Annotated in this window: 10 protein-coding genes; 5 read left to right on the top strand and 5 right to left on the bottom strand. The window is 73.6% G+C overall.

What is annotated here, in order from left to right:
* Window positions 1-59: 59 nt before the first annotated feature.
* The 3 genes from ACZ3HQ_RS07590 (at window position 60) to ACZ3HQ_RS07600 (ending at window position 2,226) form a co-directional block, all read left to right on the top strand.
* Window positions 60-467 (top strand): hypothetical protein, encoded by a 408-nt coding sequence (locus ACZ3HQ_RS07590; protein ID WP_467508774.1) that lies wholly within the window; start codon window positions 60-62, stop codon window positions 465-467.
* Window positions 464-1,372: a hypothetical protein gene (locus ACZ3HQ_RS07595; protein ID WP_467508775.1), complete on the top strand. Its 909-nt coding sequence runs from the start codon at window positions 464-466 to the stop codon at window positions 1,370-1,372. Before ACZ3HQ_RS07590 ends, ACZ3HQ_RS07595 begins: the two co-directional genes overlap by 4 nt.
* A 431-nt stretch (window positions 1,373-1,803) precedes the next feature.
* Window positions 1,804-2,226, top strand: a complete 423-nt coding sequence (locus tag ACZ3HQ_RS07600; RefSeq protein WP_467508776.1) for a subtilase-type protease inhibitor — start codon at window positions 1,804-1,806, stop codon at window positions 2,224-2,226.
* Window positions 2,227-2,414: 188 nt separating this feature from the next.
* Here the strand turns inward: ACZ3HQ_RS07600 and ACZ3HQ_RS07605 are convergent, their stop codons facing one another.
* The 4 genes from ACZ3HQ_RS07605 to ACZ3HQ_RS07620 form a co-directional block, all read right to left on the bottom strand.
* Window positions 2,415-5,231, bottom strand: coding sequence for an NHLP bacteriocin export ABC transporter permease/ATPase subunit (locus ACZ3HQ_RS07605; RefSeq protein WP_467508777.1), 2,817 nt, complete (start codon window positions 5,229-5,231; stop codon window positions 2,415-2,417).
* A gap of 1 nt (window position 5,232) precedes the next feature.
* Complete coding sequence (locus ACZ3HQ_RS07610) at window positions 5,233-7,467, bottom strand: NHLP family bacteriocin export ABC transporter peptidase/permease/ATPase subunit (protein ID WP_467508778.1); 2,235 nt, start codon at window positions 7,465-7,467, stop codon at window positions 5,233-5,235.
* Window positions 7,464-8,270 (bottom strand): hypothetical protein, encoded by an 807-nt coding sequence (locus tag ACZ3HQ_RS07615; RefSeq protein ID WP_467508779.1) that lies wholly within the window; start codon window positions 8,268-8,270, stop codon window positions 7,464-7,466. The genes ACZ3HQ_RS07610 and ACZ3HQ_RS07615 overlap by 4 nt, the downstream gene beginning before the upstream one ends.
* Before the next feature lie 108 nt (window positions 8,271-8,378).
* Window positions 8,379-8,594 carry a hypothetical protein gene (locus ACZ3HQ_RS07620; protein ID WP_030805100.1) on the bottom strand — a complete coding sequence of 72 codons (216 nt, stop codon included), beginning with the start codon at window positions 8,592-8,594 and terminating at the stop codon, window positions 8,379-8,381.
* A gap of 653 nt (window positions 8,595-9,247) precedes the next feature.
* Here ACZ3HQ_RS07620 and ACZ3HQ_RS07625 point away from each other — a divergent pair.
* Window positions 9,248-10,630 carry a S1 family peptidase gene (locus ACZ3HQ_RS07625; RefSeq protein WP_467508780.1) on the top strand — a complete coding sequence of 461 codons (1,383 nt, stop codon included), beginning with the start codon at window positions 9,248-9,250 and terminating at the stop codon, window positions 10,628-10,630.
* A gap of 69 nt (window positions 10,631-10,699) precedes the next feature.
* On the opposite strand, the gene ACZ3HQ_RS07630 is transcribed toward ACZ3HQ_RS07625, so the two are convergent.
* The gene (locus ACZ3HQ_RS07630; protein ID WP_467508781.1) at window positions 10,700-12,832 is read right to left on the bottom strand and encodes a SpoIIE family protein phosphatase; all 2,133 of its coding nucleotides are present in this window, start codon (window positions 12,830-12,832) and stop codon (window positions 10,700-10,702) included.
* 205 nt (window positions 12,833-13,037) lie between these two features.
* Between ACZ3HQ_RS07630 and ACZ3HQ_RS07635 the strand changes: the two genes are divergently transcribed.
* Complete coding sequence (locus ACZ3HQ_RS07635; RefSeq protein ID WP_467508782.1) at window positions 13,038-15,491, top strand: SpoIIE family protein phosphatase; 2,454 nt, start codon at window positions 13,038-13,040, stop codon at window positions 15,489-15,491.
* Window positions 15,492-15,507 lie beyond the last annotated feature (16 nt).

The following is a 15,507-nucleotide window of genomic DNA, read 5'->3' on the forward strand; positions in this document are numbered from 1 at the left end:
TCCGCCCGCCGTCCTCGTTATGCTGAGTCGCCGGTCGGCTGGTCCAGGGAGGTACGGCGATGAGCGGGCTCGACGACGAGGGGTACGGCGGTCCGGGCCATGAACGGCTGGCGGCCCTCTGTCATCGGTTGACCGAGCGGACACCCGAACTCGGCCCCGAAGGAAGCCGGTTGATCGACCACATCACCACCGAGGTACGTGGCGGACGCTCGCCGGAGGAACTGGAGGACGCCTTCGACGAGTTGGAGGACCTCCTGCTGGCCGCCGGCCACACGGCGGGCCTCGGCTCGTACCGCACGGACACCCCGCCCGTCTATCAGCGGTTCCCCGGCGCCGGACACCCCCTGCTGCACGTCCTGGCGTGTCCGGGCGGCGGCTGCGCCCGTGTCGAGGCACCGGAGTCCGAGAGCCCGGCGCGGTGCCTGATCCTGGGGCGGCCGCTGCGGGAGATCAGGCTGCGCCCGTGACCGCTTTCCTCAACGCGCTCGGCGGCAAGCTGGCCGAACGCTGGCTCGCCCTGCTGGCCGTTCCCGGCCTGGTGTACCTCGTCGCGCTGGCCACCGCCGTCACCCTCGGCCAGCGGCACTGGCGGGACACCGGGCGGCTGGGCGAGCGCCTCGACGCCCTCGCCGCCGCGCCGGGCGCGCACAGCGCGGGCGTGCTCGTGGTGTGCGCGGTCGCGGTGCTGGCCGGGGCCGCGCTGACGGGCACCGGAGTGCAGGCGGCGGGCGCGCTGGTCGAGCGGGTCTGGCTGACGGGTCCGCGCGGCCCGCTGACGCGGTGGCTGACGGAACGCCGGGCGCGCGGATGGCGGGCCGCCGACGCCGCCTACCGTACGGCCCTGGTCGCGGCCGGCCGGGCCCGGCTGGGCGGCGCGGCCGACGCGGACGCCCTGGCGGCGGCGGCGGAGGCGCTCTACGTCCGGCGCAACGAGATCGGCCTGGTCGCGCCGCGCCATCCCTTTTGGACCGGGGACCGGGTCACCACTCCGGACCGGCGCGTGTGGCGGGCGTACCGCCTGGACCTGACCGCCGCCTGGCCACACCTCTGGCTGCTCGCCCCCGACAGCACCCGCGCCGAACTCGGCACCGCGCGCGATGCGTTGAGCGCCGCCGCCCGGCTCACGGCCTGGGGTTCGGCCTACCTGCTGCTGGCCGTGTGGTGGTGGCCCGCCGCACTGGTCGGCGCGGCCACGGTGGCGACCGGTGCCGTACGCGGCCGTACGGCGGCGGCGTCCTTCGCGGAGCTCGCGGAGGCCCTGGTCGACCTCCAGGGCGCGGAGCTGGCCCGCACCCTCGGCCTGGAGTGCGAGGGGCGCCTCACCCCGGCGACGGGGGAGGAGGTCACCCGCCTGCTGAGCAAGCCCGACTGACACCCTGCCGACGGTGCGGCCGGATCGGCACGGCGGGCCGAAGGATGTCTCGTCCACCTCCGGCCGCCCGATGGAGGGTTCGCCCGCCCGCGTGCCCCGGCGAAACCCGTGCGAACGCGAGGAATCGTGAAGGTGTCAGGGGCGGATCGTGAAAGCGGCCCCGGCGCGGGCGGGCGGAATGTTTCAGGCCGATTGCTCAAGCGGTGAGTTCCGGCCATCGGGCCGATCCGGGTGTTCGGAAAGCCCGGCGTTGAGGGGCCGACGTGTTCGAATTCCGTGACTTCGCGCCACTGATTCAATACGCAATGTTACTGAAAGTCATGGGTGGGATGTGTGTTCCGGCTGCGGACTCGGCAGAGTGGCGCTCGCCGTCGCGGCGCCCCACCGGGCAACGGGCGGCACACCCTCAATCGAGCGGAAGGATGCACACCATGCGGAACACCGCGCGCTGGGCCGCGGCCCTCGGCCTCACCGCCGCCGCCGTCTGCGGACCCCTGACCGGTTCCGCCGTAGCCGCGCCGGCCTCCCTGTACGCGCCCTCGGCACTGGTCCTCACCACCGGGCACGGCGACGGCGCGACCACGGTCACCCCGGAACGCGCCGTCACCCTGAGCTGCGCGCCCACGGCCACCGGCACCCACCCCGCGGCAGCCGCCGCCTGCGCCGAACTGCGCGGAGTGGGGGGCGACTTCACCGCCCTGAAGGTCCGCCCCGAGGTGCGCTGCACCCGGCTCTACGACCCCGTGGTCGTCACCGTCCAGGGTGTCTGGCAGGGTCAGCGGGTCGCCTACGAGCGCACGTTCGGCAACGCTTGCGCGAAGGACGCGCTCGACAGCAGCGTCTTCGCGTTCTAGACCGGGATCGCACGGGCTCCGTGCCGCAGGGTCGGTTTTCGCGACTGGGGAGTGCGGCCCCTGAGGCGGAGCGACCGGCGATCCCGTACCGGGAGGGTGTGGCGGAGTGGGGCCGCCGCCTTCCGGACCCACAGCCGCTTCCCGGCCAGGCCCGTGGGGGGCCTCGCCGGGAAGCGGCACATCCCCGCTTACGCCATCTGCCTGCGCACCAGCTCGTGCAGCCGGCCGCCGGTGTCGGCGAGCAGTTCCGCAGGCGTGCCCTGCTGGATCACCTTGCCGTCCTCCATCACCACCACCCGGTCCGCGTCCATCACGGTGGACAGCCGGTGGGCGATCACGACCCGGGTCGCGTTCAGCTTGCGGGTGGACTCGATGACCGTGCGCTGGGTGTCGTTGTCCAGGGCGCTGGTCGCCTCGTCGAAGAAGAGGATGCGCGGCCGGCGGATCAACGCCTGCGCGATCATCAGCCGTTGACGCTGACCACCGGAGACCGCACCGCTCCCGGCCACGATCGTGTGCAGCCCCATCGGCATCCGCCGCACGTCCTCCGCCAGGCCCGCAAGCTCGATCGCCGCCATGACCTCCTCCGGCGTGTACGGCTCGGTGCCGCAGACCACGTCCATGATGGAACCGTTGAACGGCTGCGCGTGCTGGAGCACCACCCCGCACTGCCGCCGCACCGCCGACTGGTCCAGCGCGCCGAGATCCTGGCCGTCGTACAGCACGCTGCCGGAGACCGGCTTGTCGAAGCCGATCAGCAGGCGCAGCAGGGTCGACTTGCCGCAGCCGCTCGGGCCGACCACCGCGACGAACTCGCCCGGCCGCACCGCGAAGGACACATCGTCCAGCACCAGCGGGCCGTCGTCCGAGTACCGGAACGACAGACGGCGGGCCTCCAGCGCGCCGGTCAGCGGACCGGGCCGGGTGCTGCCCGCCCGCACCTCCGGAGTGGCGTCCAGCACCGGGCGCAGCTCCTCGAACAGCGGCAGCGCCGCCACCGCCGACACGAAGGCGCCGGTCAACTGGGTGACCGAGGTCAGCACCATCGTCACCGCCGTGCTGAAGGTGAGGAACGACGCCGCCGACATCGAGCCCTTCGCCGGCCCCGCCAGCAGCATGAACATCACCAGCGTGCACACCGGCAGATAGACCGCGCCCAGCACCGAGCTGAGGTTCTTGATCCGGCCGACCTTCTGCTGGAGCTCCCGGCTGCGCGCGAACTCACCGGCCCAGGCGGCGTAGGCGTAGTTCTCCGCCGACGCCACCCGCAGCTTGGGCAGGCCGCGCAGGGTCTGGAACGCCTGGTTGTTCAGCTTGTTGCCGAGGGTCACCAGGCGCCGCTGCCAGCGCACCTGCCACAGCCCGAGCCCCGTGAAGACGGCGCCGATCACCAGCAGCATCGCGATCGCGGCCATCGCCATCGGCACGCTGTAGTAGAGGAGGAGGCCGACGTTCATCGCGCCGACCGTCACCGACTGCGCCACCACCGGGCCGACGCCCGCCAGCAGCCGCCGGATCGAGCTGATGCCCATCGCGGCACTCGCCAGCTCACCGGTGGACCGCCCGCTGAAGAACCGGGTCGGCAGCCGCAACAGCCGGTCCCAGACCGCCGGTTGCAGCGATCCCTCGATCCGCCCCTCCAGCCGCAGGATGGTGAGGTTCTCCAGCAGCGTGAACGCCGCCGACACCACCCCGCTGAGCATCACCGCGAGACAGACCTGAGCGATCAGGTTCTCCCGCGCCTGCGGCACGTACTCGCCGAGCACCTTGCCGGTGGCGATCGGCACCAGCGCGCCGATCGCCACCGTGACCAGGCCCGCGAGCAGAAGGTTCAGCAGGTCGTTCCGGGTGCCGCCCAGGCTGAACCGGAGCAGGCCCAGCGGGCCGAGCCGCTTCTCGGGCAGCGGCCGGTAGAACATCACCGCGCGCGGCTCGAACTCCTCCGCGTTCGCCTTCTCCACCGGCGTCTCCCGGCCGTTCGCCGGCTGGACGGCCACGTAGCCGCCGCGCCGCCACAGCAGCGCCACCGGCGCCCCGGACAACGCCCGGTGACCGACCAGCGGGCCCACGTTCTCCCGCCACCAGCGGCCTTCCAGCCGTACCGCCCGGACCCGGACCCGTGAGGCCAGCGCCACCCGCTCCACCGGGTCCAGCCGCTCGCTCTCGCCGATCCCGCGCGCCGGGTCGGCCAGCGTGATCCCGGCCGCCTGCGCGACCAGCTTGCAGGCCGCGTACCCGGCGTCCGCGTCGGCCGCGGTGGTCCGCTGCCGCGAGCGCTTGCCGATGGAGGCGAGCAACGTCTGGTCGGCCTGGGCGCGTACCGCCTCACCGGCCTTGATGCCGGCCGCCGCCCGCGTCTCGTGGGTGCGCTCTAGTTGCTCGATCCAGCGGTCCAGCGCGGTCAGCAGCCGGTACTGCTGGTCGACCAGGCTCTGCCACAGCGCCGGGTCCATCAGCAGGTCGGCCGCCGCCTCCGCCCCGTACACCGAGCCGTACTGCGCGCTGCCCGGCGGCACCTGCATCCAGAACACGTCGTCGTCCGACGGCGCCACCGACCGGTCCTCGGTGAGCGGCGCCTGGAACAGCACCGACAGGCCCCGGCCGACGCCGAGCGCGAGGGCGTACTCCAGCGGGCTGGTGGCGGGCGGGACGTACTGCGGGTTGCCGTACTCGTCGTAGGACCAGGTCTCGGTGTGCGCGCCCTGGTACAGCTCGCGCAGGTTCACCCGGTGCACCACACAGTCCCGCACCGGGCGGGCCACCAGCGTGTGCTGGGGCCCGGCGACCGGGCCGAGCAGCAGCGCGCCCGCCTCCACCCGGCCCAGGTGGTGCCAGTGGCCCTGCTCGGCGGCGTCCACCGCGAACAGGTCGAGCGCGCCGGCCGCCACCAGCCAGAGCACCTGGGGTCCCTCGAGATCCAGCCGGTTCAGCCCGGCGCAGTCGACCCGCGTACCCAGCGAGCCGAGGGCGCCCAGCACCAGATCACTGTCGTGCGTGGACGTCATCTCACCGCTCCCTGACCAGCGCCGCGTACGCGCCACCGCGCGCCACCAGCTCCTCGTGCCTGCCCCGCTCCACGACCGTGCCGTGCTGGAGCACCACGATCTCGTCGCTGTCGCGGACCGTGGACAGCCGGTGGGCGATCACCACACAGGCGCAGCCGCGGCGGCGCAGGTTGTCCATCACCGTCAGCTCCGTCTCCGCGTCCAGCGCGCTGGTCACCTCGTCCAGCACCAGGATGCTGGGGCGGCGCACCAGCGCCCGCGCGATCTCCAGCCGCTGGCGCTGGCCGCCGGAGAAGTTGCGGCCGTCCTGCTCGACCTTGCTGTGCACTCCGCCCGGCCGGCGGGCCACCACGTCGTACAGCGCCGCGTCCCGCAGCGCCTCCTCCACCGCCTCGTCCGGGATCGAGGGGTCCCACAGCGCCACGTTGTCGCGGACCGAGCCCTCGAAGAGGAACACGTCTTGGTCGACGAAGGACACCGAGGCGGCGAGCGCGCCGCGCGGGATGTCCTCCAGCCTGCGGTCGTCGATCCGGATCACGCCCTCCCACGGCGTGTACAGGCCCGAGATCAGCCGGGACACCGTCGACTTGCCGCTGCCCGAACCGCCCACCAGGGCCACCTGCTGACCCGGCCCCACCGTGAGGTCGAAGCCGGTCAGCAGCGGCTTGTCCAGCGGGCTGTAGCCGAAGGTGACGCCCTCCAGCTCGACGTGCCCGCGCAGCCTGCGGGTGGAATCGGCGCCGCCGGGACGCGCGTACAGCGGGTCGGCCTGGAAGTTCTCCACGTCCTTCAGCCGGGCCACGTCGGCCGCGAAGTCCTGGATGCGGCCCGCCACGCCGTTGAGCCGGGTGAGCGGCGCGGTGAAGCGGGCCACCAGCGCCTGGAACGCCACCAGCAGGCCGACCGAGATGTGCCCCTCGACCGCCCTGAGGCCGCCGATCCACAGGATCAGCGCGCTGTTGAAGGTGGCCAGCGTCGGCGCGACCACGCCCAGCCAGGCGCTCGGCACCCCCAGCTTCTGCTGCTCCTCCAGCGTCGCCGCGTGCTGCCCGGCCCACTTGCGGAAGTACCCGTCCTCCCCGCCGGTCGCCTTCATCGTCTCGATGAGCTGGAGCCCGGTGTACGAGGTGTTCGTCAGCCGCGCGGTGTCCGCCCGCAGCTTCGCGGTACGGGTGGCGCGCAGCCGGATCACCAGCCGCATCGCCACGATGTTCAGCAGCGCCACACCGATACCGACGAAGGTGAGCTGCGGGTCGTAGGTGTACAGCAGCACCGCGTACAGCACGACCACGATCGCGTCCACGCCCGCCGCCGCGAGGTCGCGGGCCAGGGTCTCGGCGACCTGGTCGTTGGACTGCAGGCGCTGCACCAGGTCGGCGGGGGAGCGCTGGGAGAAGAAGGTGACCGGCAGCCGCAGCAGATGGCGCAGGAAGCGGGCGCTGGACAGGGTGGAGGAGATGATCCGGCCGTGCAGCAGGTTGGCCTGCTGGAGCCAGGTCAGCACCAGGGTCAGCGCCACACAGGTCGCCATCGACGCGAACAGCACGCCGAGCAGCGAGGTCTGGCCGCCGATCAGGAACATGTCGATATAGGTACGGCTCAGGGCGGGCACCGCCGCGCCCACCGCGACCAGCAGCAGGCTCGCCAGCACCGCCGCGGGCAGGGTGCCCGCCGTGCCGCGCAGCCGGGCGGGCATCGCGCCGAGCACACCGGGCTTGCGGCCCCCCTTGGTGAAGCCGTCGCCGGGCTCCAGGACCAGCACCACACCGGTGAAGCTGCCGTCGAACTCCTCCATGGGCACGAACCGGCGGCCCTTGGCGGGGTCGTTGATGTACACCCCGCGCCGGCCGAAGCGGCGGCCCATGCCGTCGTAGACGACGTAGTGGTTGAACTCCCAGAACAGGATGGCCGGGGCGCGCACCTCGGCGAGCGCCGCGAGGTCCATCTGCATGCCCTTGGCGGTCAGTCCGTAACTCCGGGCCGCTTTCAGCAGGTTGCTCGCGCGCGAGCCGTCGCGGGAGACACCGCAGGCGATGCGGAGCTCCTCCAGCGGGACATGGCGGCCGTAGTGGCCGAGCACCATGGCGAGGGAGGCGGCGCCGCACTCGACGGCCTCCATCTGGAGCACGGTGGGCGTACGGACCGTGCCGCCACGGGGCCTGGGCACCGGGCGGCGGGGCGGAGCGGCCCGTCTGCGGCCGCGGTTCTCCTGCGCGGTCTCGGTCGGGGCGGTCACGGGAGCAGCCAATCGATCGGGCGCTGGTCGCTCAGATGGACCGCGCCGGAGGCCAGGGTCATGGAGTCGAGCGCGAACGGCGGCCCGCCGGCCGACGACCAGCGGTAACCGCTCTTCGCGGAGGACGACTTGTCGAGCGTGACGAGGACGGCGACCGGGCGGCCCTTGCTGGTGAACTGCTTGCCGAGCTGGCTGTCGCCGAGGAACGCCCCGATCGACTGCGGGGTCTGCGCCGTGCGGTCCACCGACTTCACCCTGCCGCGCAGCACGCCGTAGCGCTCGGCCGGTACGGAGGACACGGTCAGGTCGACCGTGGCGTGCGCGGGGATCGAGGCCGCGTTCTCGGCGGGCACGTACACCGTCGCGTACAGCGGGTCGGAGTCGTGCGCGATCTTCTCCACGGCGGCCACATCGGCGCCGGTCTGCACGATCTGCCCGATGGTCGCGGCCAGCGCGGTGATCCGGCCCGCGGCGACGGTACGGATCACCGAATCGCCTTGCGCGGTACGGACCTTGAGCACGGGGGCGTTCGCGGGCAGCCGCTGCCCCTGCCGGGCGAGCACACCGGTGACCTGCCCGGCCACGGGGCTCTGGAGGACGTAACTGCCCTGGCCGTGGTTGAGGATGGCCGGGGCGCTCACGGTGGAGGCGACCGAACCGGTCACCGCCCACACCGAGGCGGCCGCCATCACGACGACGGTGATGCCCAGCACGAGCCATCCCTGCGGGCGTGCCAGCCGCACCGGGAGGTCGAGATCCTCCGGCGACTGGAGCTTGGCGAGGGCCTGTTGGCGGAACTGCACGGAACTTCCCTCACCCGAGGAGAGACGACGGCACGGAAATGTTTCGGGACGCCCGAGAGTCCCGGACCCGCGAGGGGGTCCGGGACTCTCGGTGACACCGAGGTGCGGTCAGAGACCGGCGACCAGGCCGGTGACCGGGGCCGTGTTGAGGCCGGTGACACCCTCGACGGTGCCGACGGCGGTGTCCACCAGGCCGGAAACCGGGGCGATGCCGTTGACGGCGCCGGTCACGGTGGAGAGGGCGTTCACGGACAGGCCGCCGGAAACGTTGTCCAGCTCGGCGTCCGAGATCTCGACGGTCTCGACACGGGGGGTGGAGTTCATGATGGAACTTCCCTTCGTATGGGTCTTCACAAGGGGGGAGCGGCCCCCTCTGGGGACAGATGACGGCCGCGACCGCGAGGAGTTCCAGACCTTCCGGCCGCCGTCTCCGGCAGCCGTGGGGCGGTTCCTGCGATGCGATGGATCAAAGCACGCCCGTCACGCCCGCATCCACTTGCTCAGGGCTCTCACCAGCGAGTTCGGTGCAGGGTGGGGTTCATTCGTGCAGAGGCGCGCACGCTGTGAGTGGTTCTCCTTCACATTCCACGCGCATTCGACGCGCCGTCTCCACTACCGGCGGTAACGCGAATCCGGCACACCTCTCCAAAGGCGTGTCCGGGACATGCGCGCCGGTGCGCGGACCCCGCGGTCCGTGCCCTGCCTGGGTGCGGGATGTGCAGATTCCCTGAAGCGGGGATTCCGCTCCCGGTGTTGGACGCAGGGCGACTCGGCCGTGACGCGCGGTGAGCGAGTTGGCGGCGCGTCAGGAGGGGTGCCGTCGTGGCTGATTCCCCACCCGCGCAACGAAGTTGGCAATCGGGATTGAACGCACCGGGCGGGCCGCCCGTACCTGTGGCCAGCCGGCACCCCCTACGAACTGCCCGACAGCGGCAGACCCCCGCACCCAGGAGGTCGAGAAGTTGAGTCACAAGCGCATGCCCAAGAGGAAGGCCGCGATAGCGGTCGGCGGTGTCGCGGCGCTCGGAGCGGCGGCCCTGCTGCTGCCCAACGCCAACGCGTCCCAGGACAAGGACACGGCGGCGGCGGGCACCGCGAGGACCCTCAAGGCCACCGACGCGACCACGCTCGCCGCCCGGTTGAAGCAGTCCCTCGGCGGCCAGTTCGCCGGCGCCTACTACGACAGCGCCAAGCGGCAGCTCGTCGTCAACGCGGTCGGTGACGGTGCCGCCGTCGCACGTGCGAAGAGTGCGGGCGCCGTCGTACGGCAGGTGGAGAACAGCACCGCCGACCTCCAGTCCGCCGCGAAGACCCTGCGGACCAAGGCCGCCATCCCCGGTACCGCCTGGGCCGTCGACCCGCGCACCAACAAGGTGATCGTCAGCGCCGACTCCACGGTGACCGGCGCCAAGTGGGACCGGCTGGAGTCCACCGTCGACGGTCTCGGCTCCGGCACGGCCACGCTGAAGAAGACCGGCGGCACCTTCAAGACCTTCGTCTCCGGCGGCGACGCGATCTTCTCCCAGGCGCAGGGCGGCGGCGTCCGCTGCTCCCTCGGCTTCAACGTCACCGCCTCCGACGGCAGCCCCGCCTTCCTGACCGCCGGTCACTGCGGGGTCGCGGCCAAGGAGTGGTCCGACTCCCAGACCGGGCAGCCCATCGCCACCGTCGACCAGGCCACCTTCCCCGGTGAGGGCGACTTCTCCCTCGTCAAGTACGACGACCCGGCGACCCAGGCGCCCAGCGAGGTCAACGCGGGCAACGGCCAGATCGTGGCGATCACCCAGGCCGCGGAGGCCACCGTCGGCTCCACCGTGTTCCGTATGGGCTCCACCACCGGGCTGCGCAACGGGCAGGTCACCGGCCTCGACGCCACCGTGAACTTCCAGAGCGAGACCGACCCCAACGGCGTCGACACCGTCACCGGGCTCATCCAGACCGATGTGTGCGCCGAGCCCGGCGACAGCGGCGGCTCGCTGTTCACGCAGGAGGGCGCGGCGATCGGCCTGACCTCCGGCGGCAGCGGCGACTGCACCAGCGGCGGCGAGACCTTCTTCCAGCCGGTCACCGCCGCCCTCGCGGCCACGGGCGCGACCCTCGGCGACGGAGGCGCGGGCGCGGGTGCCGGTGCCGGTGACGACCAGGCGGGCGCGGGCGACCAGGCGGGCGCCGGAGACCAGGCCGGTGCGGGCGACCAGGCCGGTGGCGGTGACCAGGCGGGCGGCGACCAGATCGGCGGCCCCGCCGACGACCAGGCCGGCGCCGGTGCGGGTGCCGACGACCAGGCCGGCGCGGGTGACGACACCGGTGCCGCCCAGGAGACGGGCACCGAGCACCACCGCGGTGGCCGGCGCGGCTGAACCTCCTTCAACCGACCCGGCGGGTCCGGCCCTTCGGCGGAGGGGCCGGACCCGCCGCGCGCCGGGCGCTCACGTTCCGTCCCGCGCCCGCAGCAACAGCACCGCCACGTCGTCCACCCGGTCCCGGCCCGCCGTCCCGTGCCGGACCAGCGCGTCCGCCAGCTCCTCCAGCGGACCGTCACCCACCTCGGAGAACAGCGCGCCCAGGTCGATCAGCGCCTCCTCGATGTCCACACCGGGCGACTCCACCAGGCCGTCCGTATAAAGGGCGAGCACCGAGCCCGGCGCCAGCGTCACCTCCGTCGTCGGGTACGCCGCCTCCGAGTCGATGCCGAGCAGCGGGCCCCCGGCCAGGTCCAGCACCCGTACCCGCCCGTCCGGACGCCGGAGCAGCGGCGGCGGATGACCCGCCCGCGCCATGACGGCCCGGCCGTGCGCGGGGTCGAGGCGGAGGTAGAGGCAACTGGCGAACAACTCGGTGCCCAGGTCGATCAGGAGCCGGTTGATGCTGTCCATCACCTCGCCCGGCGCCTGCCCCACCGCGCTGTACGCGCGCACGCCGGTACGGATCTGACCCATCAGCGCCGCCGCCTTCACGTTGTGCCCCTGGACGTCGCCGATCACGGCGGACGCCTGCGGCCGGGTCGGCACCAGGTCGTAGAAGTCTCCGCCGATGTCCATGCCCCGCGTCGCCGGGAGATAGCGCGCGGCCGCCTCGATGCCGGGCGGCGGGGACAGCGAGTGCGGCAACAGCGCCTCCTGGAGCCCGTGCGCGAGGCGGTGCTTGGCGTCGTACAGCATCGTCCGCTCCAGCGCCTGGGCGATCAGCCCGCCGAGGCTGGTCAGCACCGCCCGCTCCTCGGTGGGGAAGGAGTGCGGCTCCGCGTACGCCAGGACGCACGTCCCCACCGGGCGCCCGGAGGCGACCAGCGGCAGGAAGGCCCAGGCCGCGAAGCCGTCACGGGACTCGCGGCGCACGGGGTACAGCCGTTCCAACTGCTCCAGCGACTCGAAGAACGCGGGTACTCCACTGCTCAACGCCTGGGTTCCCGGGGTCCGTTCGCTCAGCGGTATCCCGTCGAACCAACCTGCCACCCGCTCGTCCCGATAGCCGCGGTGCCCGAGCACCCGCATCCGCCCCTCCTCGGCGGCGAGCAACATCAGCGCATGACTGCCGACCGCCGGACCCACCTCGTCCGCCACCAGTTGGACCAGATCGTCCACCGCCACCGCCTCGGTCAGCGCCCCCGTCAGGCTCAGCAGCCGCGAGATCGTCACCAGCCGGTGCGGCCGCGCCCCGGCCGGTACACCGGTGCGCTCGGTGAGCGCCCGCACCCGGGTGATGCGCGCGCTCACCCCGGTGCTGCCCGGATAGAGCCGGAAGGACAGCCAGTGGCCGGGCGGCCGCAGCGCCACGAACGAGGTCGGACGGCGGCTGATCAGCGCGGCCCGGTAACGGTCCTCGTACAGCGGGTCGTTGAGCCACGGCACCGACACCCAGGGCAGCGTGCCCAGCAGTTCGGCGGGGGGACGGCCGAGGAGCTCGGCGGCGGCCGCGTTGACATGGCCGATCCGGCCGTGCAGGTCGAGCGACACCAGCCCGTACGGCAGCCGGGCCACCATCCGGGCCGCCTCCACCGGACCCGGCGTGTCCGCCACGGCCGCGTCCGGCGTCGTCACCAGATCGTGCTCGGGGCCCAGCGGCTGGTTCTCGGCCGACGCCCGCGCCAGCAGCCGGGTCAGCCGCTCGCACCCCGCCGCGAGCAGCGTCCGCTCCCGCTCGGTCAGCTCCGGACCGTGCCCCGCCGGCCAGGTCACGAACACCGAGCCGAGCACCGCGTCGTCCGTCGCCAGCGGCAGCGCCGCCAGCGCGAAGGGGTACGGCAGCACCACCGCGATGCGCGGGAAGCGGCGCGCCATCTCCTCGCCGCCGCCGACCCACACCGGGCGCCGCTGCCGCACGGCCTGCGCGACCGGGATCGGGGCGCTCACCCCGACCCGTTCCCAGGGCGCGGCGAACGCCCTGGGCAGGCCCGCCATCACCGCCATCTCCAGCACCGGCACGTCCGGCCGCAGCAGGTAGACCGCGCCCGAGTGCGCGCCCACGTCCTCCATCATCGTCGCCAGGGCGACCGAGAGCAGCGGCCGCCCGGGCCCCGGGGGTTCCCGCGCGGAGTCCGGCGTGTCGGACACGCCGACCACCTCCTCGTACGGCCCTCGCGCCCCGGCCTGCGGACGAGTCCCACTTCTGGGGATACGCCGAGTACCCCGCCCCGACACCGCTCATGCCGGGCGACGGAAAAGGCCGATACGCGCACCCGGGAGGCTTTCGGGCCGATCGCGCGGTAGGGAAAAACCGCGCGCGGTCGGTGCACAGGGGCTGCGCCGCGCGCCCGCACGCGCTGTAATGGCCAACGTGGCGAGCGAGGGTGCTGCGGTGCGCAGGACGGGAGCCGGGCGTGCCGAGCACGTCCTCGCCACACTCATGGCCGCGCCCGCCTCCTCCGACCGGCTCCGCCGCGTCCTGGAACAGGCCCTCGTCCTCGCCGGCGCCTCCTTCGCCGCCGTGTACGCCCCCGGTGACGACCCCGCCGTGCTGTGCCTGGCCGAGTCCGTCGGACTGCCCGGCTCGCTGTACGGCCTGCGCGAGGGCTACCCCGCCGACGGCGGCACCCCGGTCGCCGAGGTGCACCGCTCCGGGCGCCCCCTCTGGCTCGGCCCCGACGAAGTCGCCGGCCGCGCCGAGGGCCGCCGTACCCCCGCACCCGACTTCTCCCTCGCCGTCCTGCCGCTCGCCGGGCCGGGCGGCGGCTCGCTGCTGGCGGTCGCGGAGCGGCCCGAGGGGTTCGACGCCGGGGAGCGGGCCGCGCTGGAGCTGATCGCCCGCGCCGTCACCGTCCCCGAGCCCGGCCCGGCCGACCCCCACGAACCGGCCGCCGACGCCTTCAGCCTCGCCATGGACACCGGCCGGGTGGAGGTCGGCGACGAGATCCTGCGGCTCTTCGGCATAGGGCGCGACGACTTCGACGGCAAGGTGGAGACGCTGCTCGGTCTCACGGTCCCCGAGGACCTGCCCGCGCTGATGTCGGTGGTGGAGCCCGACCACATGTCCCTGGACGAGCGCGAACTGGAGTTCCGCGTCCGCCAGCCCTCCGGGGTGCCCCGCTGGCTCCGGCTGCGCGGGCGGCCGCTGCCCGGCGGGGAGGGCAGGCCCGCCCGGCTCGTCGGCACCGTGGCGGACGCCACCAAACTCCGCTCCGACGTCACCGACGTGGCCCGCGTCCAGCGCCTCGCCGCCGACCTCGCCACCGCGGGCACCGTCAAGGACGTGGGGCACGCCGTCGTCGACGCCCTGCGCAAGCCGCTGCGCGCCGACCGTATCGCCCTGGCCGAACTGGAGAACGACCGCCTCGTCGTCACCGTCCTCGACCCGCCCGAACCCGAGGCGTGGCCCGAACTCTGGCGGGCCGAGTGGCGCGGGGAGTGGCCCGACGCGCCCGTACGCGCCATGCCCGCGCTCGCCGCCGCGCTGCGCGACGGCCGCGCCCACATCTGGCCCGCCGGCTCCGCCCTGGAACCCGGCCTCGCCGGAGTCGGCCCCGGCGGCCTCGCGGTACTGCCGCTGCCCGCGGGCGGGCGGATGGCCGGGGCCTGCCTGATCGGCTGGGACCGCCCGCACGAGTTCGCCCCCGACGAACGCGCCCTGCTCACCGCCTGCGCCGCCCTCGCCGGCCAGGCCCTCCGGCGTGCCCACGCCTTCGACGCCGAGCACGAACTCGTCGGCATGCTCCAGCGCACCCTGCTGCCCCACCGGCTGCCCCTGCTGCCCGGCGCCGAGGCCGTCGCCCGCTACCTCCCCGCCACCGAGGGCCTGGAGGTCGGCGGCGACTGGTACGACGTGATCCCGCTCGCCGACAACCACGTGGCCTTCGTCATCGGCGACGTCCAGGGCCACAACGCGGGCGCCGCCACCCTGATGGGCCAGATGCGCACCGCCCTGCGCGCCTACGCCGCCGAGGGCCACCCGCCCGACGTGGTCGTCGCCCACGCCAACCGGCTGCTCCTCGACATGGAGACCGACCTCTTCGCCACCTGCGTCTACGTCGACATCGACATGGAACAGGGCACCGCCCTCTGCGCACGCGCCGGGCACCCGCAACCGGTGCTGCGCCACCCGGACGGCAGCACCGAGACCGTCGAGGTCGAGGGCGGACCGCCGCTCGGGGTGCTCACCCGGGCGGAGTACCCGATGACCCCGCTGAAACTCAAGCCCGGCACGGTCCTCGCGCTCACCACCGACGGCCTGGTCGAGTCGTCCGGCACCGATCTCGACGCCGGCATGGAGCGGCTCGCCCGCGACCTCGCCGCCGCCGACCCCGCCCACCTCGGCCAGACCGCCGACGCCCTGCTCGCGGGCGCCCACCGGGGCGACGACGTGGCGCTGCTGCTGGTCCGCTACGACGGCATGGCCGTACGCCCGCGCCGCGAGAGCTGGAGCGTGTGGCGGGTCCCGGAGGCGGTACGGCACGCCCGGCGCTTCGTCCGCCGCACCCTGCGCGCCTGGGAGCTGCCGAGGGACACCGCCGACACCGCGCTGCTCGTCGTGTCCGAGCTGGTCACCAACGCCCTCGTGCACACCGAGGGGCAGGTGCGGCTCGACCTGAGCCTGGTGGGCCACCGGCTGCGCATCGCGGTCACCGACTCCTCGCCGCGCGGACCCCTCAAGCCGACCAGTGTCGGCTGGGAGGCCACCGGCGGCCGGGGCATCCTGCTGGTCGAGGCGGTCTCGCACGCCTGGGGCACCGTCCCGGTCAGCGGCGGCAAGCAGGTGTGGGCGGAGCTGGTGACGGACGAGGTGTGAGGGACGGGTGGGGGAT

Source organism: Streptomyces sp. NPDC018263 (genome assembly GCF_055562575.1).

Excerpts from the sequence above, each read along its gene's own strand:
- ACZ3HQ_RS07590 (WP_467508774.1), top strand. The coding sequence starts at position 60 with ATGAGCGGGCTCGACGACGAGGGGTACGGCGGTCCGGGCCATGAACGG.
- ACZ3HQ_RS07600 (WP_467508776.1), top strand. The coding sequence starts at position 1,804 with ATGCGGAACACCGCGCGCTGGGCCGCGGCCCTCGGCCTCACCGCCGCC.
- ACZ3HQ_RS07605 (WP_467508777.1), bottom strand. The coding sequence starts at position 5,231 with ATGACGTCCACGCACGACAGTGATCTGGTGCTGGGCGCCCTCGGCTCG.
- ACZ3HQ_RS07620 (WP_030805100.1), bottom strand. The coding sequence starts at position 8,594 with ATGAACTCCACCCCCCGTGTCGAGACCGTCGAGATCTCGGACGCCGAG.
- ACZ3HQ_RS07625 (WP_467508780.1), top strand. The coding sequence starts at position 9,248 with ATGCCCAAGAGGAAGGCCGCGATAGCGGTCGGCGGTGTCGCGGCGCTC.
- ACZ3HQ_RS07635 (WP_467508782.1), top strand. The coding sequence starts at position 13,038 with ATGGCCAACGTGGCGAGCGAGGGTGCTGCGGTGCGCAGGACGGGAGCC.